The sequence below is a fragment of the uncultured Phyllobacterium sp. genome, from assembly GCF_902479695.1.
In the GTDB taxonomy this organism is placed as follows: domain Bacteria; phylum Pseudomonadota; class Alphaproteobacteria; order Rhizobiales; family Rhizobiaceae; genus Phyllobacterium; species Phyllobacterium calauticae.
This window is the reverse complement of sequence record NZ_CABSQF010000028.1, coordinates 39,300-62,101: the sequence shown is the minus strand read 5'-3', so window position 1 is coordinate 62,101 and position 22,802 is coordinate 39,300. Positions and strand designations below refer to the sequence as shown.

24 protein-coding genes are annotated in these 22,802 nt (G+C 59.5%); 17 read left to right on the top strand and 7 right to left on the bottom strand.

Annotated elements, in window-relative coordinates; translation table 11 throughout:
• The first annotated feature begins 256 nt into the window (after nucleotides 1-256).
• Nucleotides 257-1,321, top strand: coding sequence for a calcium-binding protein (locus RDL77_RS16870; RefSeq protein WP_288193840.1), 1,065 nt, complete (start codon nucleotides 257-259; stop codon nucleotides 1,319-1,321).
• Nucleotides 1,322-1,390: 69 nt separating this feature from the next.
• On the opposite strand, the gene RDL77_RS16865 is transcribed toward RDL77_RS16870, so the two are convergent.
• Nucleotides 1,391-2,641 (bottom strand): glycoside hydrolase family 25 protein, encoded by a 1,251-nt coding sequence (locus tag RDL77_RS16865; protein ID WP_288193838.1) that lies wholly within the window; start codon nucleotides 2,639-2,641, stop codon nucleotides 1,391-1,393.
• Between the two features lie 281 nt (nucleotides 2,642-2,922).
• Here RDL77_RS16865 and RDL77_RS16860 point away from each other — a divergent pair, with 281 nt between their 5' ends.
• Together RDL77_RS16860 and RDL77_RS16855 are read left to right on the top strand one after the other, a co-directional pair.
• Complete coding sequence (locus RDL77_RS16860) at nucleotides 2,923-4,695, top strand: acyl-CoA dehydrogenase family protein (protein WP_288193837.1); 1,773 nt, start codon at nucleotides 2,923-2,925, stop codon at nucleotides 4,693-4,695.
• Between the two features lie 9 nt (nucleotides 4,696-4,704).
• Complete coding sequence (locus tag RDL77_RS16855; protein ID WP_288193836.1) at nucleotides 4,705-5,457, top strand: crotonase/enoyl-CoA hydratase family protein; 753 nt, start codon at nucleotides 4,705-4,707, stop codon at nucleotides 5,455-5,457.
• Nucleotides 5,458-5,463: 6 nt separating this feature from the next.
• Here the strand turns inward: RDL77_RS16855 and pdxH are convergent, their stop codons facing one another.
• Nucleotides 5,464-6,084, bottom strand: coding sequence for a pyridoxamine 5'-phosphate oxidase (gene pdxH / locus RDL77_RS16850; protein WP_288193845.1), 621 nt, complete (start codon nucleotides 6,082-6,084; stop codon nucleotides 5,464-5,466).
• A 144-nt stretch (nucleotides 6,085-6,228) separates the two neighbouring features.
• Here pdxH and RDL77_RS16845 point away from each other — a divergent pair, with 144 nt between their 5' ends.
• The 4 genes from RDL77_RS16845 to RDL77_RS16830 all read left to right on the top strand — a co-directional run bounded on the left by RDL77_RS16845 (nucleotide 6,229) and on the right by RDL77_RS16830 (nucleotide 9,261).
• Nucleotides 6,229-6,579: an RT0821/Lpp0805 family surface protein gene (locus RDL77_RS16845; protein ID WP_223611556.1), complete on the top strand. Its 351-nt coding sequence runs from the start codon at nucleotides 6,229-6,231 to the stop codon at nucleotides 6,577-6,579.
• Between the two features lie 234 nt (nucleotides 6,580-6,813).
• The gene (locus RDL77_RS16840; protein ID WP_223611555.1) at nucleotides 6,814-7,728 is read left to right on the top strand and encodes a DnaJ C-terminal domain-containing protein; all 915 of its coding nucleotides are present in this window, start codon (nucleotides 6,814-6,816) and stop codon (nucleotides 7,726-7,728) included.
• Between the two features lie 110 nt (nucleotides 7,729-7,838).
• The gene (fabI, locus tag RDL77_RS16835; RefSeq protein WP_091880942.1) at nucleotides 7,839-8,657 is read left to right on the top strand and encodes an enoyl-ACP reductase FabI; all 819 of its coding nucleotides are present in this window, start codon (nucleotides 7,839-7,841) and stop codon (nucleotides 8,655-8,657) included.
• Nucleotides 8,658-8,670: 13 nt separating this feature from the next.
• Nucleotides 8,671-9,261, top strand: coding sequence for a histidine phosphatase family protein (locus tag RDL77_RS16830; RefSeq protein WP_288193844.1), 591 nt, complete (start codon nucleotides 8,671-8,673; stop codon nucleotides 9,259-9,261).
• A 32-nt stretch (nucleotides 9,262-9,293) separates the two neighbouring features.
• Here the strand turns inward: RDL77_RS16830 and RDL77_RS16825 are convergent, their stop codons facing one another.
• Nucleotides 9,294-9,548: a DUF1344 domain-containing protein gene (locus tag RDL77_RS16825; RefSeq protein ID WP_182547647.1), complete on the bottom strand. Its 255-nt coding sequence runs from the start codon at nucleotides 9,546-9,548 to the stop codon at nucleotides 9,294-9,296.
• A 171-nt stretch (nucleotides 9,549-9,719) separates the two neighbouring features.
• On the opposite strand from RDL77_RS16825, the gene aroC reads away from it, so the two are divergent.
• Both aroC and ribB read left to right on the top strand, forming a co-directional pair.
• Nucleotides 9,720-10,814 (top strand): chorismate synthase, encoded by a 1,095-nt coding sequence (gene aroC, locus RDL77_RS16820; RefSeq protein ID WP_223611554.1) that lies wholly within the window; start codon nucleotides 9,720-9,722, stop codon nucleotides 10,812-10,814.
• A 24-nt stretch (nucleotides 10,815-10,838) separates the two neighbouring features.
• A complete protein-coding gene (gene ribB, locus RDL77_RS16815) occupies nucleotides 10,839-11,942 on the top strand; it encodes a 3,4-dihydroxy-2-butanone-4-phosphate synthase (protein WP_130268833.1) in 1,104 nt (367 codons plus the stop codon).
• 36 nt (nucleotides 11,943-11,978) lie between these two features.
• On the opposite strand, the gene RDL77_RS16810 is transcribed toward ribB, so the two are convergent.
• A complete protein-coding gene (locus tag RDL77_RS16810; RefSeq protein WP_288193830.1) occupies nucleotides 11,979-12,293 on the bottom strand; it encodes a hypothetical protein in 315 nt (104 codons plus the stop codon).
• A gap of 98 nt (nucleotides 12,294-12,391) precedes the next feature.
• On the opposite strand from RDL77_RS16810, the gene RDL77_RS16805 reads away from it, so the two are divergent.
• The gene (locus tag RDL77_RS16805) at nucleotides 12,392-12,604 is read left to right on the top strand and encodes a helix-turn-helix domain-containing protein (protein ID WP_288193829.1); all 213 of its coding nucleotides are present in this window, start codon (nucleotides 12,392-12,394) and stop codon (nucleotides 12,602-12,604) included.
• 292 nt (nucleotides 12,605-12,896) lie between these two features.
• On the opposite strand, the gene RDL77_RS16800 is transcribed toward RDL77_RS16805, so the two are convergent.
• Entirely contained in the window at nucleotides 12,897-13,355 is a 459-nt protein-coding gene (locus RDL77_RS16800; protein WP_229490883.1) for an Lrp/AsnC family transcriptional regulator, read from the bottom strand.
• Between the two features lie 125 nt (nucleotides 13,356-13,480).
• Between RDL77_RS16800 and RDL77_RS16795 the strand changes: the two genes are divergently transcribed.
• The gene (locus RDL77_RS16795) at nucleotides 13,481-14,764 is read left to right on the top strand and encodes a cystathionine gamma-synthase family protein (protein ID WP_288193827.1); all 1,284 of its coding nucleotides are present in this window, start codon (nucleotides 13,481-13,483) and stop codon (nucleotides 14,762-14,764) included.
• Here the strand turns inward: RDL77_RS16795 and RDL77_RS16790 are convergent.
• Together RDL77_RS16790 and RDL77_RS16785 are read right to left on the bottom strand one after the other, a co-directional pair.
• A complete protein-coding gene (locus RDL77_RS16790; protein WP_288193826.1) occupies nucleotides 14,739-15,416 on the bottom strand; it encodes a hypothetical protein in 678 nt (225 codons plus the stop codon). The genes RDL77_RS16795 and RDL77_RS16790 overlap by 26 nt on opposite strands.
• Complete coding sequence (locus RDL77_RS16785; protein ID WP_288193825.1) at nucleotides 15,413-16,363, bottom strand: hypothetical protein; 951 nt, start codon at nucleotides 16,361-16,363, stop codon at nucleotides 15,413-15,415. Before RDL77_RS16785 ends, RDL77_RS16790 begins: the two co-directional genes overlap by 4 nt.
• A gap of 249 nt (nucleotides 16,364-16,612) precedes the next feature.
• Between RDL77_RS16785 and RDL77_RS16780 the strand changes: the two genes are divergently transcribed.
• From RDL77_RS16780 to RDL77_RS16755, 6 genes are all read left to right on the top strand, one after another.
• On the top strand, nucleotides 16,613-17,539 hold the full coding sequence (locus tag RDL77_RS16780; RefSeq protein WP_288193824.1) for a histone deacetylase family protein: 927 nt from the start codon (nucleotides 16,613-16,615) through the stop codon (nucleotides 17,537-17,539).
• Nucleotides 17,540-17,543: 4 nt separating this feature from the next.
• The gene (locus RDL77_RS16775) at nucleotides 17,544-17,798 is read left to right on the top strand and encodes an exodeoxyribonuclease VII small subunit (protein ID WP_288193823.1); all 255 of its coding nucleotides are present in this window, start codon (nucleotides 17,544-17,546) and stop codon (nucleotides 17,796-17,798) included.
• A gap of 65 nt (nucleotides 17,799-17,863) precedes the next feature.
• Nucleotides 17,864-18,787, top strand: coding sequence for a pirin family protein (locus RDL77_RS16770; RefSeq protein WP_288193821.1), 924 nt, complete (start codon nucleotides 17,864-17,866; stop codon nucleotides 18,785-18,787).
• Nucleotides 18,788-18,889: 102 nt separating this feature from the next.
• A complete protein-coding gene (gene dxs, locus RDL77_RS16765) occupies nucleotides 18,890-20,809 on the top strand; it encodes a 1-deoxy-D-xylulose-5-phosphate synthase (RefSeq protein WP_288193820.1) in 1,920 nt (639 codons plus the stop codon).
• 6 nt (nucleotides 20,810-20,815) lie between these two features.
• Nucleotides 20,816-21,553, top strand: coding sequence for a TlyA family RNA methyltransferase (locus tag RDL77_RS16760; RefSeq protein ID WP_288193819.1), 738 nt, complete (start codon nucleotides 20,816-20,818; stop codon nucleotides 21,551-21,553).
• Between the two features lie 7 nt (nucleotides 21,554-21,560).
• Nucleotides 21,561-22,790 carry a class I SAM-dependent RNA methyltransferase gene (locus tag RDL77_RS16755; protein WP_223611541.1) on the top strand — a complete coding sequence of 410 codons (1,230 nt, stop codon included), beginning with the start codon at nucleotides 21,561-21,563 and terminating at the stop codon, nucleotides 22,788-22,790.
• The last annotated feature ends 12 nt before the right edge of the window (nucleotides 22,791-22,802 follow it).

The following is a 22,802-nucleotide window of genomic DNA, read 5'->3' as shown; positions in this document are numbered from 1 at the left end:
GGTCAAAATCCGGATGCGGCCGTTGCGCGAAACGGACCTTGCATACATTTTCCGCGAAGGCGGCAGGAGGTCCGGATGAGAAAAATTCATGCCTGCGCGTCGACCCGAAGGTATTGTAAATTTTACTTATAAATTTGAAATATTTTACAAGTAAAACTAGTATACATATTGTTTTTTGTTTTCATAAAACGACACTTGCTTGTCACATGTCCTTACATATACTCCGCCATCACAGGCTTTTTGGGAGATCATTTCGATGGCGAAAATAGTGGGTGGTGGCACAAGCGATGTTCTGCACGGGACAGATGAGAACGACAATCTCTGGGGTCTTGGCGGCAATGATATTCTCGACGGCGGCGCGGGCAATGACTTTCTCTATGGCGGGGCTGGGAACGACATCCTGACCAGTTCGAGCGGTTTTGACCAGCTCGAAGGCGGTGATGGAGACGACCGGCTGGTGTTCAACGGCGTTGGCGGCGCTGCGCGCGGCGGCGCGGGTATCGACACCCTTGCGGTCGATCTTTCCCACTCTGCCGAACCGGTCACGTTCAACGGTTCCAGCGGCCACCTCTTTTTCGGGGATGCGACGGTTCCGGCCAATCATCTCTATTTCGTTGACCTGGAGCGGCTTGAGCTGACGACCGGCGCGGGCAATGACAAGATCATTGCGACGAATTTTTCCCATATCGATGTCAACGCCGGCGCAGGTGATGACCGCGTCGAAGGCGGCGACGGCAATGACCGCATATTTGGCGGTGATGGCAATGACACGCTGTTCGGCGGCGGCGGCAATGATGAGATGCATGGCGACGCCGGCAACGATTACATCGACGGCGGCAATGGCGATGACAGCATCTGGGGCGGTGACGGCAAGGATGTTCTCTTCGGCGGCCGGGGCAATGATTACCTCGATGGCGGTGCCGGCAACGATACGCTGAATGGCGGCGACGGCAATGACACGCTGCTGGGCGGCGCGGGTGACGACATCCTCAAGGGCGGGTCGGGCAACGATTTCCTGGATGGCGGTACCGGCACGGACCATCTCTTCGGTGGCGCGGGCGCGGATACATTCATATTCGATGCCAAAACCCTTGGCGGTGTCGACCACATCGCGGATTTCAATGTGGCGGAGGGTGACGTTATCAATCTTCGCGATTTCACCGCGGGCAGCACCGGCATTCACGATTTCGACAGTTTTCTCGCCGCGTCGCACGACACGGCTGACGGCGTCTATGTCAGCTTTGACGGCGATTCCAGCGGCATTCTGATCGAGCATGTGTCCCTTGCCGATCTCTCGCCGGATGACGTTGTTTTTTCTTGAGGTTGCGCAAACACGCGGATGAGCTTTGAAGCAGGCGCAGGCGCTCACGTGCCTGCTTCTCTCCGAAGGTCAGCGCTGCATGGCATAGGCCGGCAGATGGCTCGTGTCCGTGCTGGTTTCATCAAAGCAGAAACCGACCAAGCCGGCGATCATCCGGCTGTCCGGGTGGTCATCGGATGTTGCCATCGGTGCTCGCAGGCTGGTCCCGATCGTTTCCAGTGTCAGTTTTTCACTTGCGTGTGATTTGGCAATACGGATGACGGACGCCGTCGCCATGGTATCGACCGCCTGCGGTGTGTCGCCCAGGCCATCGATAGAGGCCTGCACGGTAGCAGCCAGTCCTTTCGCAGCGGCGATGAGCAGGTCCGGTATCTGCCGCAACCCGCTATAATCGACAAGCGGCGGCTCCATCGACGCCATCAGAATATCGCTGGGCAAGGCAGGCCGCTCGCCGGGTTTCGGCATGTCGTCGGGCAGCACCGCCGGTACGAGGGTGTCGAACGGCCATGCGCGTTTCAGTTCCGCAACCGTCATATCGGCGATGTTCACATCGATGTCGCGGTTCGTGCCATTGGGCCGGTAGGGGCAGCGCGTCTTGCTGCAATTGTTCTGCGAGGCAAATTGCCAGAGCGCATAGTCCTGCCAGTTGCCTTTCGGGAAATGCGGGGCGATGTCGGCCTCATATCGCGCATACCAGAGCGGCAGGCGCGACAGGATCGGCAGTGCCAACCGGTGATCGGCAATATATTTGGCCGTGGTGCCATTGGTGTAGAGCACGGGATAGCGGCCGGTGCGCAGTTTGATCTGTGCGACGAATATCTCGCCGTCCGCCAGCGACATGAACCGGGCGGGGTCATTGTCCTCGATATCGATGGCCATCAACTCGTCACCGGTCGGCTCGGCATAATCGATGAAATGGTTCGCCTGTTCTATCGGGTTGCCGGGACGGGCCAGGTGGTAGGAGCCCCATTTCAGGCCGAGCGCTTTGGCCAGAACGCGCCGTGTCTGGTAGAGCTCGCGCGACACCGCATAGTTGCGCCAGATGCGGCGGCATATTTCCTGATCCTTCGCATCGGCGATGCGTCCGCAATGATAGGCGGCAGGCATGCCATCGGATGCCTTGTGAATGAAGGCGGCAATGCGCGGATCCCTGACGATTTCCGGGAGATTGAATGAATTGTGCTCATAGCCGTCGAGAACGATGGCGCGCTGCTGGTTGGACCAGGGGGTCTGGAACTGGGAGTCCGCACGGGAAGGGGCGCTGGACATCAACGCGGTGACAAGGGCAGCAAGGGCGAAAACCTGCGCTCGGATTGTCAAATGCCTGTCCCTTCACACCTCGTGGTCTGCTGCTTCCGATACAAGCGCCCATGATCGCTGGTTCATGGTTAAAATGCCGTAAAGCACAAGGGTTCATCGGCGAGAACGCCTGTCGGAGTCGCGGGATCATGTGTCTGCAGTGCCGAACAGACCGCGCCGCAGAAAGGTCAACGGGCAGGTTTTCTTACGTTTACGTAAAAATCCACTTGCCTTGCCAGGCTGGGGGCGGCAATGTCTATCCGCAACGACGCAGCATCACTGGATGAGGAGACTTGTGATCAATGTACCGGGCGCCCGTCGAGGAAATCGCACACACACTGAAGAAAATTGCCGGTCTGGACGAGGCCATCGCCGCCGGGCGTTTTGCCGAGCTCTCCGACGATCTGGTCGATGCCATCCTGGAAGAGGCGGGTAAATTCGCGTCCACGCGCGTTGCGCCGCTCCTGGAGGTTGGTGACAAGCACGGAACACCGCTGAAAGATGCCGAAGTCACCATGCCGCCCGGCTGGAAAGATGTTTACAGCGACTGGATCGGTGGCGGCTGGAATGCCCTGACCGGCAAGGAAGAGTTCGGCGGACAGGGTCTGCCGATGATGCTCGCGGTGGCGGCGCTGGAAATGTGGAATTCCGGCTCCATGGCTTTCGGCATCGGACCGACATTGACACTCGGGGCCATCGAGGCGCTGGAAGCCCACGCGACGGATGATCTGAAACATACCTATCTGCCAAAGCTCGTCTCCGGCGAGTGGATGGGAACCATGAACCTCACCGAACCGCAGGCCGGTTCCGATGTGGGAGCATTGCGCTCGCGGGCTGAGCGGGCCGATGACGGCACGTACCGCATTTTCGGTCAGAAGATTTTCATCACCTATGGCGAGCATGACCTTACGGACAATATCATCCATCTGGTTCTGGCGCGTCTGCCCGATGCGCCTGCGGGAACCAAGGGAATATCGCTGTTTCTGGTGCCGAAATTCCTGGTGAATGCCGATGGTTCGCTCGGCGCCCGCAATGATGTGTTCTGCAGCGGCGTCGAGCACAAGATGGGCATTCACGGCTCGCCCACCTGCACGATGATCTATGGCGATGGTTTTGCCAGGGACGCGGAGCCGGGCGCCATCGGCTGGCTTATCGGCGAAGAAAACCGCGGTCTGGCCTGCATGTTCACCATGATGAACAATGCAAGGCTGGCCGTGGGCATCCAGGGGGTTGCGGTGGCGGAGGCCGCCTATCAGAAATCACTTGGCTATGCGCAGGAGCGCCGCCAGATGCGCGCGCCGGGCTGGACGGGTGAGGGCATGAGCCCGATCATCGAACACCCTGACGTGCAGCGCAATCTCCTGACCATGAAGGGCCTGACCGGTGCGGCCCGCTCCATCGCCTATGCCTGCGCCCACGCGCTGGATATGGCGCGGACCGGCGCGGATGACGACAAAAAGCACTGGGCGGATCGCGCCAACCTGCTGACGCCGGTCGCCAAGGCATTTTCCACCGATGTGGGTGTGGATGTCGCGTCCATCGGCATCCAGATCCATGGCGGCATGGGCTTCATCGAAGAGACTGGCGCCGCACAGTTTTTGCGCGATGCCCGCATTGCCCCGATCTATGAGGGAACCAACGGCATTCAGGCCATCGATCTCGTCCAGCGCAAGCTGCCGCTCGATGGCGGCAACCACGTCAAGACCTATATCGCCGAGCTGCGCACGGTGGCCGAAGCCGTTTCGCTGAGCAACAGCACCGGTTTCGGCAACACGGCGGAGCGCCTGCAGGCCGGTCTTGACGATCTGGAGGCAACGACGCTCTGGCTGCAGCAGACCCTTGCCGGCGGTGACATCAGCAATGCGCTTGCCGGAGCGACGCCCTATCTGCGCCTCTTCGGCCTGGCTGCCGGTGCAACCTATCTCGCCAAGGGTGCGCTGGGTGGCGACAATACCGGCCGGACGGCTCTTGCGCGATTCTTCGCCGAAAATCTTCTCAACGAAACGTCGGCGCTGAAAGATCGCGTCATCAACGGTGCGCCGAGCCTGCTTGGTGCCCGTGCCGCATTGCAATAGGGAAACTTCATGTCAGATCATATCGTCATCGAGCGCCACGGCGCCGTCCAGACCATCCGGATGAACCGCCCGGACAAGAAGAATGCCCTGACACGGGCCATGTATGCGGCCATGACCGCAGCGCTGGTGGAAGGCGATGCGAATCCGGATATCCGCACCCATGTATTCCTGGGGGTGCCGGGCTCCTTCTCCTCCGGCAATGATCTGCAGGATTTCATGGCCTTTGCCACCTCGGGTACGATGGGCACCGAGGTTGTTGAGTTCCTCATCGCATTGACCAACAGCAGAAAGCCGGTTGTTGCGGGTGTGGATGGGCTTGCCATCGGCATCGGCTCGACGCTCAATTTCCATTGCGACTTGACCTTCGCCACGCCGCAATCCCTGTTCAAGACGCCCTTCGTCGATCTGGGTCTTGTACCCGAAGCGGGTTCGAGCCTGCTCGGACCTGCCCTGATGGGCCGTCAGCAGGCCTTTGCCTTCCTGGCGATGGGTGCAGGGTTGAACGCGGCCGAAGCGAAGGACGCCGGTCTTGTCTACCGGATCGTCGAGGCGGACCAGCTGGAAAGCACTGTTCTGGCAGTGGCGACGGAAATTGCCGCCAAGCCGCCGGAAGCCATGCAGATCTCGCGCGATCTCCTGCGCATGCCGCGCGCCGAAACGGTCGAGCGCATCAAACTGGAGGCCGGGCATTTTGCGGAACGGCTCCAGTCGGAAGAAGCACGGGGCGCCCTGATGGCCTTCCTGACGCGTAAGAAGGGCTGAAGAGCCCTATGGGTACAAGCGGGTTTTGCCCCAGTCGCCATCCGGCGTCGCGCGGCTGAAAACCATGCGGTCGTGCAGGCGGAAAGGCCGGTCATGCCAGAATTCAATGGATGTCGGGCGAATGCGGAAGCCCGACCAGTGGGCGGGCCGGGGTATCTCGCCGATGGCATAGCGGGCAGTGTATTCCGCGACGGCTTTTTCCAGGGCAAAACGGCTTTCCAGCGGCCGGGATTGCTTGGAAGCCCAGGCGCCGATACGGCTGCCGCGCGGGCGGGTGGCGTAGTAGGCATCGGCTTCCGCATCGCTGACAATTTCCACGGGACCGCGCACACGCACTTGACGGCGCAGCGTTTTCCAATGAAAACACATGGCGGCCTTCATTGAGCCCAGTATTTCCTGACCTTTCTGACTTTCAAAATTTGTATAAAAAACAAAGCCTTGCTCGTCAAAACCTTTAAGAAGAACCATGCGGACATCCGGCAGGCCATCACTATCCACCGTTGCAAGAGCAACAGCATTCGGGTCATTCGGCTCGGATTTGGTTGCATCTTTGAGCCATTCGTCGAAGAGCGCGAAGGGTTCGGTTTTTTCTGTGAAGTCACCGGTTGTTAACTTCATTTCACCCATAGTCATAGCTGGTTGACCTTGTTAAAGAGAGATATGCGTTTGGCATTGGCAATACCAGATATCAAGAACCTTGGGGCGAAAATTCCGGTGCGGACAGCGCCGTTTGCCGCTGTTTTTGTGCTCTGTCTTCTCTCCGGCTGTGCCATGAAAAGCTTCAGCGTCGAGAACGCGGTCCCGGACAAGGCGACAGTGACGGGTTCGGTTGCTCCGGCGCCGCAGGTGGATGCCAAGGGTGCCGCCGACCAGTCGACGGTCCGCAATATCGTGTCCGCGCTGAACTTTACCCAATGGGGCAACAAGCCGCTGCCATGGTCCAATCCGGAGACCGGCAGTCAGGGCACGATCACGGCAATCGCCGAGAAAAAGACCGAGACAGGGCTCTGCCGTGAATTCCAGACATCGCGCGAATCTTTTGACGGCGTCATGCTCTACAAGGGTGAGACCTGCATGCAGGACGGCGGACAATGGACGCTGAAATCCTTCGCACCGATTTGATTCTCTGCAACTGAATGATATTTTCGATGGAACCGGGCAGCGATTGCAGATTTCTTGACAGAAAGTCTGGAATTTCTTCCTATTGATGCGCATATTCCTATTGATGCGCATATAACGGGCAAATCCCCAACGCACCCCGTTTATGCCAGTGGAACGAATGTGACATTCGCATCCCATTGTACATGACGAGGAATATGCGAATGTCACATTCGTTCCACTAGGAAGGGCACACACATGCGCGATCCTTATACCGTGCTGGGCGTCGCCAAGACGGCGAAGCCTGAAGAAATCAAGTCGGCGTTTCGCAAGCTCGCCAAGAAATATCATCCTGACCAGAACCAGGATGACCCGAAGGCGCAGGCAAATTTCTCCGAGATCAACCAGGCCTATGAGATCATCGGCGACAAGGAACGTCGCGGCCAGTTTGACCGGGGCGAGATCGACGCCGAGGGCAAGCAGCGGGCGCCGCAGGGTTTCGAAGGGTTTTCCGGCGGCGGCGATCCCTTTGCCGGTTTTGGCGGTGCACGCGGTGCGCGGTCCGGCGGATTCGACTACCGCAGCACGGCCGGTTTTGGTGCTGAAGATATTCTGAGCAGCCTCTTCGGCGAGGGCGCCGGCGCTTTCGGCGGCGGACAGCGCCGCGCAGGCCCGCGCAAGGGCACGGACCTCCAGGCCACCATCGACGTGACGCTTGAGCAGGCTGTCGGTGCCGAGAAGGTTGAAGCGGTTTTTCCAAACGGTAAAAGGCTGGCGATCAAGCTGCCTGCGCAGGTTGAAAATGGTCAAACGATTCGCCTGAAGGGGCAGGGCGAGGCCATTCCCGGCGGAACACCCGGCGATGCGCTGGTCACGATACGTTTCAGGCCGCACCCGAAATTCAAGGTGGAAGACCACGACCTGCATCTCGACCTGCCGGTGTCGTTGCGCGATGCGGCACTCGGTTCCCGGCAGGAAGTCGAGACCCTGAATGGCCGTGTGGCGGTGAAAATAGCGCCATGGACCAGTTCTGACCGGGTTTTGCGCCTGAAAGGCAAGGGTTTGCCGAAAAAGCCGGATGGTCACGGCGATCTCTTTGTTCATGTTCGCGTCATGTTGCCCGAGCATGGTGATGCGGCATTGGAAGCATTTCTGCGCGATTCGAGTCTCTGAAAATCAACGGTTCCCGAAAATCCTTGACGAAACTGACACGATGCTTGAAGCCCGGCGCGGGCTGTGCGATACCGCAAATCAATCATATGTCTTTCGTGAAGGGTTGGTAAATGACCGCCAAAACTGGTTTGATGCAAGGTAAACGCGGACTTATTATGGGCGTTGCCAATAATCGGTCGATCGCCTGGGGCATTGCCAAGGCGGCCCATGATGCCGGTGCCGAGCTTGCTTTCACCTATCAGGGTGATGCGCTGAAGAAGCGCGTCGAGCCGCTGGCGCAGGAACTCGGGGCTTTTCTCTGCGGCCATTGCGATGTTTCGGATGCCTCGACCATCGATGCGTGCTTTGCCGCTCTGGAAGAGAAGTGGGGCAAGATCGACTTTCTGGTGCATGCCATCGGTTTCTCCGACAAGGACGAACTGACCGGCCGCTATGTCGATACATCAGAAGCGAATTTCACCAAGACCATGCTGATTTCGGTGTTCTCGCTGACGGCCGTTGCCAAGCGTGCGGAAAAGCTGATGACCGATGGCGGCTCGATCCTGACGCTGACCTATTACGGCGCGGAAAAGGTCATGCCGAATTACAACGTCATGGGCGTTGCCAAAGCGGCGCTGGAAGCCAGCGTGAAATATCTGGCTGTGGATCTCGGCCCGGACAATATCCGCGTCAATGCGATCTCTGCCGGTCCGATCAAGACGCTGGCCGCGTCGGGCATCGGCGATTTCCGCTACATCCTCAAATGGAACGAATACAACGCCCCGTTGCGCCGTACCGTTACCATCGAGGAAGTCGGCGATGCCGGCCTGTATTTCCTCTCCGACCTGTCCCGTTCGGTCACGGGCGAAATTCACCATGCCGACAGCGGCTATCATGTCGTTGGCATGAAGGCTGTGGACGCGCCGGATATCTCTGTCGTCAAGGACTAGCTCCAAAGTGCATCTGCCGGACTCGATTGTTTATTTCTCGCGTCACGGCGAGACGGACTGGAACGTGTCCGAGCGAATCCAGGGGCAGGAAGACGTCGATATCAATGCGCGCGGCCAGCAGCAGGCCGCACGCAACGGCGATATGCTCAAATCCCTGATCGGGGAGGGCGCGGGTTTCGACTTTGTCGCCAGCCCCTTGCGCCGCACGCGCGATACGATGGAGCGCATCAGGACCCGCATGGGGATCGATCCCTGGGCCTACCGCACCGATGCCCGCCTCATGGAGGTGAATTTCGGTGCTTGGCAAGGTTATATGCTGGAAGACATCGAAGCCCGTTCTCCCGACCTCGTGGCCGCACGGGCCCGGGACAAATGGAACTTTGTTCCGCCGGGGCCTACCGCCGAAAGCTACGCCATTCTGGCGATACGGATAGGGAACTGGCTGTCAGAAGTGCAGGAGCCGACCGTATGCGTGACGCATGGCGGCTGCATGCGCACGATTTTCCAGATGGTGGAAGGCCTTGATGGCCATGATGCGGCGAACCTCGCCATCACCCAGGATAAAATTCTGCGCCTTGAGAAGGGCAGTCTGACCTGGATGTAACCATCCAGGCCTCAGCTTGTGACGAACAGGTGCTATTGTACCGATTCTTCGATATCGGTGATGAAGCGCTCTTTGTTGACCAGATCGAACATGATCGTGACCTTCATGCCCTTGTCGATGGCGCTGAAGTCGAATTCGCCCGGCAGCTTGTAGACCTTGCCATCGTCGAGGGTAATGGTCGAATTGTCTTCGTCGATTTTGGTGATGGTGCCCTGCGCATCGTCAGCGAGCGCGCCGACCGGAAGCAGGGAAGCGACGAACATGAAGGTCGCGACGATGAAACGCATTTTGATATCCTCTTTAATCAAAATCTGGTGGCCGATTTGTCCGTCACCTTAAAGCGCGCATTTGTGGCAAAACAATTGCTTTTTTCGTGGTGGACGAAGGAATTTCAGCGGCGGGTTTGACCACAGGCGTAAACGCTCATAAAACCCCCTGACATAACGCCGGGTAATCTCATGTCGCATAATACTTTCGGTCATCTTTTTCGTGTCACCACCTGGGGTGAAAGCCATGGAATCGCGCTTGGTTGCGTGGTCGACGGCTGTCCGCCCGGTATCAGCTTTACCGAAGCCGAGATTCAGGCCTATCTGGACAAACGCAAGCCCGGCCAATCGAAATACACCACCCAGCGGCGCGAGCCGGACCAGGTGAAAGTCCTGTCCGGCTTCATGCTGCAGGATGACGGCGTCACCATGATCTCCACGGGCACGCCGATTTCGATGATGATCGAGAACACGGACCAGCGCTCCAAGGACTATGGCGATATCGCCCGCCAGTATCGTCCCGGCCACGCCGATTACACCTATGACGTCAAATACGGCATCCGCGACTATCGCGGCGGCGGGCGCTCATCGGCGCGGGAAACCGCGGCGCGCGTTGCCGCCGGGGCCATTGCCCGCAAGGTCGTCCCCGGCCTGATCGTGCGCGGTGCGCTGGTGGGCATGGGCATTCACACGATCGACCGTGATCGCTGGGACTGGGACGAGGTGGACAACAACCCGTTCTTCACGCCGGACCCCGGCTCCGTCGACCTCTTCGCCGGCTATCTCGACGGTATCCGCAAGGCGGGTTCCTCCATCGGCGCCGTCGTTGAAATCGTCGCTGAAAATGTGCCGGCGGGGCTCGGTGCGCCCGTCTATGGCAAGCTCGATCAGGATATCGCCAGCTATCTCATGTCCATCAATGCGGTGAAGGGCGTCGAAATCGGCGACGGTTTCGCAGCGGCCACGCTGAGCGGTGAGGAAAACGCCGACCAGATGCGCATGGACAATCACGGCAAGCCGATTTTCCTGTCCAATCATGCCGGTGGCATTCTCGGCGGCATTTCCAGCGGCGCACCCATCGTCGCGCGCTTTGCCGTCAAGCCCACCTCATCCATCCTCACCCCGCGCCAGAGCATCGATGCCGATGGCAGGCAGGTGGATGTGATGACCAAGGGCCGGCACGATCCCTGCGTCGGCATCCGCGCTGTCCCCATCGGCGAAGCCATGGTTGCCTGCGCGATTGCCGATCATTATCTCAGACATCGCGGCCAGACCGGCCGCATCTAAAGCATCTAATCAAGAGGCGCATACATGGCTTACAATCAGAAACGGGTCGTCGATGCGCTGCGTGCGTTCGAACGCGGTGAAATCGTCGTTGTCATGGATGATGACGGGCGCGAGAACGAGGGTGACCTGATCGTCGCGGCGGTGCATTGCACCCCGGAAAAGATGGCGTTCATCGTGCGTCACACCTCCGGCATCGTCTGCACGCCCATGCCGCGCGACCACGCCAAGCGCCTCAATCTGGCGCCGATGGTGGCCGAGAACGACGCGCCGCATTCCACCGCCTTCACGGTGACAGTCGACTACAAGCACGGCACCACCACGGGCATTTCCGCCGATGACCGCACCCTGACCGTGCGCAACCTCGCCAATCCCAATGCCGGCGCTGCCGATTTCGTGCGTCCGGGACACATTTTCCCGCTGATCGCGCGCGAGGGCGGCGTGCTCATGCGCTCCGGCCACACGGAAGCGGCCGTTGACCTGTGCAAGCTCGCCGGCCTGCCGCCGGTCGGCGTCATCTGCGAACTCGTCAACGATGACGGTTCGGTGATGCGCGGTCCGCAGGTGGCAAGTTTTGCCGAAACCCACACGCTGCAGCAGGTGACGGTGGCCGATCTCATCGCCTACCGCCAGCGCAAGGAAACCCTGATCGAGCGCATTGGCGAATATGAGATCGATACCTGCGCCGGGCAGGCAAAGGCGATCACCTACGCGCTGCCATGGGAGCCGATGCACCACGCTGCCATCGTTTTCGGCGATATCCGCGACGGCGAGGACGTGCCTGTGCGCCTGCAGCGTGAGGACATTCTCAGCGACGTCTTTGGTGCGCGCAACACGCTCGACAGCATCATGAAGCGCATTGCCGAGGAAAAACGCGGCGTCATCGTCTATCTGCGCGAAGGCTCCGTCGGTGTCGGGCGGGATGACGATCGCAACCGCGCCACGCTGCAGGATCGCGAGGCGCATGCGGAAGCCAAGGTGCGCGAGGAAGAATGGCGCCAGATCGGCCTTGGCGCGCAGATCCTGAAAGATCTCGGCATCACCTCGATCCGCTTGCTGTCATCGCGTGAGCGGCACTATGTCGGTCTCGAAGGCTTTGGCATCCAGATCACGCGAACCGACATCATCTGAGCCCAGGCATCGGGCGCCGATATTCGCGGCGCCCCGTCACCTCGTTTGCACTGCGTTTTGTGTGGCGAGTGTATCGCCGGGTTGATCGAGCAGGAGCAGTGCCGGGCTTTCTTTAGCGTCAGGACTATGCCTGATGATGTGAACACGGTTGTTCACATCATGATGAACGGAGTAGACCAGCTCTCCATCAAACCCCCTTTCTGCTCTTCTGCTCTCGATGCGAAACCGCATGATCAGCGCGACCAGCACCAACACAAAGGTGGGCGGAACGATCAGCCATAGAATCTTAAGCCAGTCCGACAGTGACTGGTACGTATCGAAAAAATCCTGCCAGAAATTGTAGTCGTTCAAAGCACATGCCTCGCTAATACGTCAAAGCCTTCATAGCTCGAATAAATATGTATTAAAGTACATTGAAGAAACTGCCGTCAAGCGGCTTCGTGCCTCTTATGGATATCAAGAAGCGATTTGGTCTGGCTGTGAAGGAAAGACGGGGTGCCCTGGGTATCTCGCAGGAAGAACTGGCGATGCGCATTGGCGCAGACCAGGCTTATGTCAGCCGCATGGAAGCGGGCCGGATGAATGTTACGCTGGAAACCGCCGAGCAGGTTGCAACGGCAATGCATTGCGACGTTGCAGAGCTGCTTGGCGAAGCGGGATAATGAGTTTCCAAGGCCATCCCGTTTTTGATCTGCCTCCCCACGGACGATGCTGGGGAAGTGGAGCGGACGCGGAATTTAACTTTGCATTCGCGGTTCGATCTTTGTGTATTCATGGGCTGCATTCCCCGTTATGCGTGGTTCGACAAGCTCACCATGAGGGATGTGGTTTAGCTGTAATGCCAATCTGATACGTTGCAGGATGCAGCTTCTGCAATCCTCGCCCTCCCTCATGGTGAGCTTGTCGAACCACGAACCACGAACCAAAAACCAATATGCCTGCGCCGGGAAACCCCTAAACCCGCCGCTCCTTGATCGTGTTCATGACAAAGCTCGTCTCGATGGAGGCGACGCATTTCAGCCGGGCGATCTTCTCCTTGATGAAGCGCTCATATTGTTCCAGCCCGGCACTCATGACTTTCAGCACATAATCGCGCGAGCCGGTGACAAGGTGGCATTCCAGCACCTCGTCCCAGCCGCGGATCGCCTCCTCGAACATGACGATCTCATCCTCATGCTGGCGGCTGAGCCGGATCGTGGCAATGGCGGCCATGGTCCAGCCCTCGATGACAGGGTCGACGAGGGCCGTGTACCCCCGGATGATGCCTGCTTCCTCCATCCGCCGCAGGCGGCGCAGGCAGGGGGAAGGGGACAGTCCGACCCGCTCGGCCAGATCGTTGTTGGTGATCCGCGCATCCGCCTGCAGTTCCCTGAGAATGCGCCGGTCGGTTTCGTCAGCAATTTTCTGCGTCATAATCTCTCATTCATGGCAATTGTTAGCGTCAATCAATGCAATTTGATCGTAAAAAGCAAGGATTGATCCCTGCATTTGATATAATTTGCTTGATAGCACCCCACCCCTCACGCGAGGAGATTCGCATGGCCGCTCCCCATCCGTCCAAAACCCATATCGGCAACCACAAATTGCATCCTGAAACATTGATGCTGAATTATGGCTACGATCCGGAACTGTCGGAAGGCGCTGTCAAGCCGCCGGTGTTCCTGACCTCGACCTTCGTGTTCAAATCCGCCGAGGAAGGCCGCGATTTCTTTGATTTCGTCTCCGGCCGCAAGGAGCCGCCGGCCGGCGTCGGTGCCGGCCTCGTCTATTCGCGTTTCAACCACCCCAACAGCGAAATCGTCGAGGACCGCTTGGCTGTCTATGAGCGCACGGAAAGCTGCGCGCTGTTCTCCTCCGGCATGTCGGCCATTGCGACGACCCTGCTGGCCTTCGTGCGTCCGGGCGATGCGGTGCTGCATTCGCAGCCGCTCTATGGCGGCACGGAAACCCTGCTGGCGAGGACATTCTTCAATATGGGCGTGGCTGCCGTCGGCTTTGCCGATGGCGTCAACGAAGCCTCGGTGCAGGCGGCAGCCGATGAGGCGATGAGCAAAGGCCGCGTCTCCATCATCCTCATCGAAACGCCCGCCAACCCGACCAACAGCCTGGTCGATGTGCCGATGATCCGCCGCATTGCCGACGCCATCGGCAAAAAGCAGGGGCACACGCCGGTGATCGCCTGCGACAACACCCTGCTCGGACCGGTTTTCCAGCGCCCGATCGAGCACGGTGCTGATATCTCCCTGTATTCGCTGACCAAATATGTCGGCGGCCATTCCGATCTGATCGCCGGTGCGGCACTCGGCTCGAAGGCCGTGATGAAACAGGTCAAGGCGCTGCGCGGTGCCATCGGCACGCAGCTCGACCCGCATTCCTGCTGGATGCTCGGCCGCTCGCTGGAAACCCTGAGCATCCGCATGGAAAAGGCCGATAACAATGCGCTCGCCGTCGCGGATTTTCTGCGCGATCATCCGAAAGTGGAAAAAATCCACTATCTGCCCTATCACGACGCGAACTCACCGCTCGGCCGCACCTTTGTCACGCAATGCACCGGTGCCGGTTCCACCTTCTCGTTCGATATTCGCGGTGGCCAGCCCGCAGCCTTCAAGTTCCTGAATGCGCTGCAAATCCTCAAGCTGGCGGTCAGCCTCGGCGGCACCGAATCCCTCGCCAGCCACCCCGCCACCATGACCCATTCCGGCGTGCCCGTGGATGTGCGCCAGCGGATCGGCGTGCTCGATTCGACCATCCGGCTATCGATCGGCATTGAACACCCCGACGATCTGATCGCCGACCTTACCCAAGCCCTGGCGGCGGCCTGACCGGCGGAGCGTCCTCCAGTTCCAGCGGGAAGGGCGTTGGCTCCCACACCTTCTCTAGCTTGAAGGTCGCAATCATCTGAGCCTCCCATTGATGCATGATTCTAGCAAGTTCGGCGCGGTCTTCTTGGCGTAACGCGGTATAGAACGATGGAGACTTAGCTGCAGTAGCAGGAAAAGTTGCAGGATCATTACACCAGAGATTCCTTGCCTCTTCGAAGTTTCCTTCTGCAACAGCTAGAAGCATGCGCGTAAATACATCTCTTTCAAGGGAGTTTTCCAGCGGTCGCTTTATCGAAGCAAATGCCGCAAAATCATCAAAAGATGTGATCGCCCGCAATTCGGGTAGAACTTCGTGTTCGATCATTTGGGTCATGACGCCGATCGCTTCCGGATTGGCTATGTCCCATGTGCGAAAAGTACTGCTCGTGACCCTGCCGCCCCATCCCAATGTGAACATTCTTCGACTACGGAAGAGAATATCGACGACCTTTGTTGGCACAAATTCGTTCGGTTCCCCGCAGCGATCCACAAAAACGCCTCGCATTATGTGATGGACCGGCTTGATGATAAGAAACCGGCCAACCAGTGCCAGATCGGAATGGCGTGACAAAAGCGGTTTCAATAAGTGCCGAACTTGCGCGACAGTGGTCATTGATCAGGCCTTACTTCAGTGACGATGATTTTGGGGTTGTTTGGGTAATGTCTTGAGACCGATTCACCAATTTCGATCACGCGGGGAAAGCTAAGACCGCTGCGCCCGGTTTTAATATCGTAGACACAAACGACGTTGTCGTGGACTCTTCCCAGAACATCGATTCTGATAGAACCTCTTTTGCTATATGAAGGATCCTGATGATAAATACTTTTATCATCCATGACGTCTTCGTTATATTTTACATAGGATTGCTCGGCGAATAATTGGCCGGCATAATTGTTTTTGACCAACTGATTCAGCTTTGAATGTACTGCTGTGCCCCACAATACCGGTGATGAATAATTGGAGGCTTTACCCGCGGAGTTTTTGGCTAAATTGGTGAGGTTCTGAACAGTGCCGTATTCAGGGCAGTCCTCTTTGACCTGATCCTTCGTAATCAATTTTACCTCCGCAGACGGCCTTGTCGTCGTTCTTTCTCCGGGATTGTCGGGCTTCCAATCTTTCGGTCGAAACAGAAATATCGGTGTCTTTGTCGGATCGGGTTGCTTTAAGAGGCGATTGAACTCGTCTATGCCTTCCTTCAATGGCTTTGAGCCCGGTTCGTCGGGCTTTCGCAGAACATGCTCGACCAGAGCTCTAGTGCCCATCACCGTTGCGGCGGCCAATCCAACAGCGCTCGGACCAACACTGATCCACTGTCCACCCTCCGGTACTCCGGCTGGCTCGCGCGGCTGGTCGGGATCGTATTTCCGCAGGAGATCGATTTCCTCCTGCAGCCTGAGTTCGGCCTCCAGCAAGGCGCGCTGATAGTCGAGCTGGCGGTACTGATCGCTGCGCAGGCTGTTGGGCGGTGCGAGTTTCAGCGCCTTGAGCTGGAGCGCGTTGGCGGAAAGATGCCAGCGGAGCCGGAGGTGTCTGGAAGAATGTTCATTCTGCAAAGTCATGAATACTATCCTTTAAAGGGATAATATTCCTACATAGGGCGGGAGGCCGTCAATTAGACATTGGTCGCGGTTTTCGCTGAAATATGCAAAATTTCAGGCGCGGTGGCACCGCTGATCCCGCCCGAAGTTCGGGAAAACCATGCAAGGTCCGCTGCTTTGGCTCTTGTGCGAAGCGCGGTGTCTGTGCACATTCTCCCGGCGCAACCCAAGCCTTGTGCCGATGTCCATTCACAGTTGCAGAAAGCCGATATGGTCACCCGTCTTTACACGCACCCGATCTATCTCGAGCATTTGACGCCCGTCGGCCATCCCGAGCGCCCGGACCGGCTGCGGGCGCTGAACAAGGTGCTGGAGGACAGTGCGTTCGATGCCCTGGACCGGACGCTGGCGCCGCCGGGCGACGCGGCAACCATCCTCTATGCTCATCCGGATCATTATCTCGAGCGGGTCCGTGAGGCCATTCCGGACGCGGGAATCACCCGGGTCGATGCCGATACCTCCGTCAGCCCGAAGAGCTGGGAAGCGGCGCTTGCCGCCATCGGCGCGGCCAATGCGGCGGTCGATGATGTCTTTACCGGCCAGGCGGACAATGTCTTTGTCGCATCGCGCCCGCCGGGCCACCATGCGGAGCGCAACCGGGCCATGGGCTTTTGCCTGTTCAACAATGCCGCCATCGCCGCCCGCCACGCCCAGAAGGCGCATGGGGCTGAGCGGATCGCCATCGTTGACTGGGATGTGCACCACGGCAATGGCACGCAGGACATTTTCTGGGATGATCCGTCCGTGCTTTACTGCTCGACCCATCAGATGCCGCTCTATCCCGGCACCGGCGCCAGGGATGAAACGGGTGCAGGCAATATCGTCAATGCGCCGCTCGCCCCGCAGACCGGGAGCGCGGATTTCCGCGAGGCGTTCAAGACGCGTATCCTGCCGTCGCTCGACAGCTTCCAGCCGGATCTGATCATCATTTCGGCCGGTTTCGACGCGCATCATCGCGATCCCCTGGCCGAGATCAATCTGGACGAGGATGATTTCGACTGGGCCACCGGCGTTTTGCTGGAAAGAGCTGGGAAGTACGCGTCGAACCGGCTTGTCAGCCTGCTGGAAGGCGGCTACGACCTGAAGGGCTTGTCGCTGTCTGCCGGCGCACATATCAAACGTTTGATGAAAGGTTGAAACCATGGCCGATGTACAACCCAATGCCGATATCGCCGCCATGAGCTTCGAGCAGGCGCTCGATCAACTGGAAAAGATTGTCGATGATCTCGAGCGCGGCGATGTGCCGCTTGAGCAGTCGATCCGCATCTATGAACGCGGCGAAGCCCTGAAAAAACATTGCGATACGCTGTTGCGCGCCGCGGAGGACAAGGTCGAAAAAATCCGGCTGGGCCGCGACGGCCAGCCCGCCGGCACCGAGCCGCTCGACCCGGATTAGACCGCGGCTGTTCAGCCGGGCTGCGAGACGCTATGATGTGGCTCCGATGAGTTGGAGCAGCGTTGATGAGTTTTTTTCCCGGCAATGATCCGCAACCCGGCGACACCACGGCCGTTGATTCGATTGAAACGCTGATCATCCCGCGCACGAGCGATGTCGGCGGCCTGCAGGTTCGTCGCGCGCTGCCCACCGCCAAGCGGCGGCTTGTCGGCCCGTTCATTTTCTTTGACCGCATGGGACCGGCCATCCTGCGTCCCACCGATGCGCTCGATGTCCGGCCGCACCCGCACATCGGCCTGTCCACGGTAACCTATCTCTTTGACGGCAATGTCCGTCATCGCGACAGTCTCGGCACCGAAATGGTCATCCGGCCGGGTGACGTCAATCTGATGACCGCCGGCCGCGGTATTGTCCATTCCGAACGCTCGCCGGAAGAGCTGCGCACCCAGCCGCTGCCCATATCGGGCCTGCAAACATGGCTGGCGCTGCCCGATCATCTCGAGGAAATCGACCCGACCTTTGCCAATACGGCGGCGGGCGAACTGCCGGTGCTGCGCGAGGCCGGCATGGAAGCCCGCGTTGTCATGGGAACATTCCATGGCGCGGGATCGCGGGTAAAGCAGCATGCCGAGACACTCTATGTCGATATCCGCCTGCAACCGGGCGGGCATATCCAGATACCGGCAGATGCGGCGGAAGAGCGGGCAATCTATACCCTGGATGGGTCCGTGGACATTTCGGGGGAGAGTTTTCCTGCCGATCGCCTGCTGGCCTTCCGCGCCGGAGACGAAATTGTCGTATCGGCACCGCAGGGTGCGCATTTCATGCTGTTCGGCGGCGCGACCATGCCATCCAAGCGCTATGTCTGGTGGAATTTTGTCTCGTCATCGAAAGAGCGGATCGAACAGGCGAAAGAGGAATGGCGCTCGGGCCGTTTCGATATCGTGCCGGGCGACGAGGAAGAATTCATCCCTCTGCCTGAAAATTGACATGCGCAGCGGGAAGGCTGGCCTTCTTGCTGCTTCGGCGGAATTCATCTAGGAAGCGCCAGCCTTCTGGCAAGAATTGACCTTGGAACTGGAACCTGTGCTTTGGCAAAGAAACTGGAAACACCGCTGCTCGACCGCGTCACAATCCCCGCGGATTTGCGCGCCTTGCAGGAGACCGACCTGCCGCAACTGGCACAGGAGCTGCGGGCGGAGCTGGTGGATGCCGTTTCGACCACCGGCGGTCATCTCGGTGCCGGTCTTGGCGTTGTCGAGCTGACGGTTGCGCTGCATCACGTTTTCGATACGCCGCATGACCGGATCATCTGGGATGTCGGCCATCAGGCCTATCCGCACAAGATACTGACCGGCCGCCGCGACCGTATCCGCACGCTGCGGCAGGAGGGCGGGCTTTCCGGTTTCACCAAGCGCAGCGAGAGCCAATACGACCCTTTTGGCGCCGCCCATTCTTCGACGTCCATTTCCGCCGGCCTCGGCATGGCGGTTGCCAGCGATCTCTCGGGCATCAAGCGCAATGTGATCTCGGTCATCGGCGATGGCGCCATGTCGGCGGGCATGGCCTATGAGGCGATGAACAATGCCGGTGCGCTCGATGCGCGGCTGATCGTGATCCTCAATGACAATGACATGTCGATTGCGCCGCCCACGGGAGCCATGAGTGCCTATCTCGCGCGGCTGGTGTCTGGCCGGACCTACCGCTCCATTCGCGAGACCGCCAAGCAGTTGGCGAAGAAACTGCCGAAATTCCTGCAGGAAAAAGCCCGGCTCTCGGAAGAATATGTGCGCGGTTTCTGGACCGGCGGCACGATGTTCGAGGAACTCGGCTTTTACTATGTCGGCCCGATTGACGGGCACAATCTCGACCACCTCCTGCCGGTTCTGAAAAATGTCCGCGATACGATGGATGGCCCCGTGCTGGTTCATGTGGTCACCCAGAAGGGCAAGGGCTATGCCCCGGCGGAAGCCGCCGCCGACAAGTATCATGGCGTCAACAAGTTCGACGTCATCACCGGCGCACAGGCCAAGCCGCCGGCGAACGCGCCGAGCTACACCAAGATTTTTGCAACGAGCCTGATCGAGGAGGCCCGCCACGACGACAAAATCGTCGCCGTAACCGCCGCCATGCCGGGTGGCACCGGGCTCGATCTCTTCGGCGAAGTCTTTCCGGACCGGGTGTTCGACGTCGGCATTGCCGAGCAGCACGCCGTCACCTTTGCCGCGGGCCTCGCGACGGAAGGTTTCAAGCCGTTTGCCGCGATCTATTCCACCTTCCTGCAGCGCGGCTACGACCAGGTCGTGCACGACGTTTCCCTGCAGAATCTCCCCGTGCGTTTCCCGATTGATCGCGCTGGGCTGGTCGGCGCCGACGGCGCGACCCATGCGGGCTCGTTCGATACGGGCTTTCTCGCAGCCCTGCCGGGCTTCGTGGTGATGGCAGCCTCCGACGAGGCCGAGCTGCGCCACATGGTGCGCACAGCGGCGGAATATGACGAGGGCCCGATTTCGTTCCGCTATCCGCGCGGCGACGGCATCGGCATCGATCTGCCCGAGCGCGGACAGATCCTGCAGATCGGCAGGGGCCGCATCATCCGCGAAGGCAGCAAGGTCGCATTGCTCTCCTTCGGCACGCGCCTGCAGGAATGCCTGGCGGCTGCCGATGAGCTGGATGCCGCAGGGCTTTCCACCACTGTCGCGGATGCCCGCTTCGCCAAGCCGCTGGATGAAGACCTGATCCGCCGTCTGGCGCGCGAACATCAGGTGCTTGTGACGGTGGAAGAGGGGGCAATCGGCGGCTTTGCCTCGCATGTCCTGCATTTCCTCAGCCGCGATGGTCTGCTCGACCATGGCTTGCGGGTCCGCACTCTGACCTTGCCTGACCTCTATCTCGATCACGCCAAGCCGGAAGCCATGTATGCGCGTTCGGGGCTCGACCGGGCTGGCATCGTTCAGACTGTCTTCGGGGCGTTCGGCCGCGACTATCTGGCAGCACCGGCCCGGGCATAGGCGGCAATGCGGCTGGATCAACTGCTTGTCGAAAAGGGCCTGTTTGCCAGCCGTTCGCGGGCAAGAGACGCGATTGTGCGTGGCACGGTCACCGTCGACAATTCGGTGGTCACCAAGCCCGGAGCAACGTTTTCCGGCACGGCCGTCATCGGTGTCGACGACCCGGCAAGTGGTTACGTCTCGCGCGCCGCATTGAAACTGATCGCCGGTCTTGACCGGTTTTCCATCGATGCGCATGGCCTCAGTGCGCTGGACATAGGCGCGTCCACCGGCGGTTTCACCCAGGTCCTGCTGGAGCGCGGCGCAACGCACGTCATTGCCGTCGATGTCGGCCACGACCAGCTGCATGACAGCCTGCGCACCGATCCGCGCGTCACCAATCTCGAAGGCCTGAATGCACGGGTGCTGTCCCGCGATCATCTGGGCGGCCAAAGCATCGGGCTGGTGGTGTCGGACGTCAGCTTCATCTCGCTGAAACTTGCTTTGCCGCCGGCGCTGGATCTGGCAGAGCCGGGCAGTCACTGCGTCCTCCTGGTCAAGCCGCAGTTCGAGGCCGGCCGCGAGGCGATCGGCAAGGGCGGCATTTTGCGCGATCCAATGGATGGCGAACGCGTTGCAAATGCTCTAAGGAACTGGCTGGATGGATTGCCGGGCTGGAAAGCCCTGGGGCTGTGCCCTTCGCCCATAGAGGGCGGCGATGGCAATCGCGAATATCTTCTGGCCGGTTTGAAGAGAAAAGATTGAAGAGCTGATGAGCACGCGCGTAACAATTGAGCGGATGGGCGCCGGTGGCGATGGCATTGCCGCAACGACGGCAGGGAGTGTCTATGTGCCGTTCTCGCTGCCCGGCGAGGTCGCCAATGTCGCGCTGGAAAACGGCCGTGCGACGATGATGGCCCTGCTCGAGGCATCGGCGGAGCGGATCGATCCCGCCTGCCGCCATTTTGAGGAATGCGGCGGTTGCGCGCTCCAGCATTGGCAGGACAGCGCCTATCAGGACTGGAAGCGTTCGCTGGTGCAGGACGCGCTCGGCGGGCGCGGATTGCAGTTCAAGCTCGATCCGCTCGTGCCCTGCGCGCCGCAGACCCGCCGTAGGGCCGTTTTTGCCGTCCGCACCAGTGACCATGGTGCCGTGCTCGGCTTCAACAGACACCAGAGCCACGAACTCATCGACATCACCGAATGTGCTGTCACGGTTCCGGAAATCGTTTCACGGCTGGATGACCTGCGCGAGGTCGTTGCGGTGCTGGGTGGCGGCATGAAGCCGTTCAAGCTGACTGTCACCGCCACTGCCTCCGGGCTCGACATCACTGCATCGGGATGCGGCGCGCCTGATGCCGCCAAGCGGCATGCCCTGACGAACCTTGTTCTGAAAAAGGGTTTTGCCCGGTTGAGCTTCGAGGGTGAAATCATCGTCGAGCCGAAAAAGCCGCTGGTGCATTTCGGCAAGGTTCCGGTCTATCTGCCGCCCGGCGGATTTCTGCAGGCGACGGTCGACGCGGAGGAGACCATGGCTGCGCTGGTGGCCGCGCATCTCGCCAAGGCAAAGAAATCCCTCGATCTGTTCTGCGGTTCCGGCACATTCGCGTTCAGAATTGCCGAAAAATCCTCCGTTCACGCGGTGGAAAGCGATCAGATGGCGATTGATGCGCTGGATCGTGGCGCGCGTCATGTTCAGGGCTTGAAGCCGGTCAGTGTCGAGCGCCGTGATCTGTTCCGCCGGCCGTTTCTGGCACGCGAGCTTGCGCCCTATACCGGACTGGTCTTCGATCCGCCGCGCGCCGGTGCGGAAGCCCAGGCCATCGAGATTGCAAAATCGAATGTGCCGAAAGTGGCTGCGGTGTCCTGCAATCCGGTGACGCTCGGGCGCGATCTGAGCATCCTCGTCAAGGGCGGCTACAAGATCGACCGCGTCGTGCCGATCGACCAGTTTCTCTGGTCGTCGCATGTCGAAGCCGTGGCACTGCTCTCGAAGAAATAGACAGGAGAACGG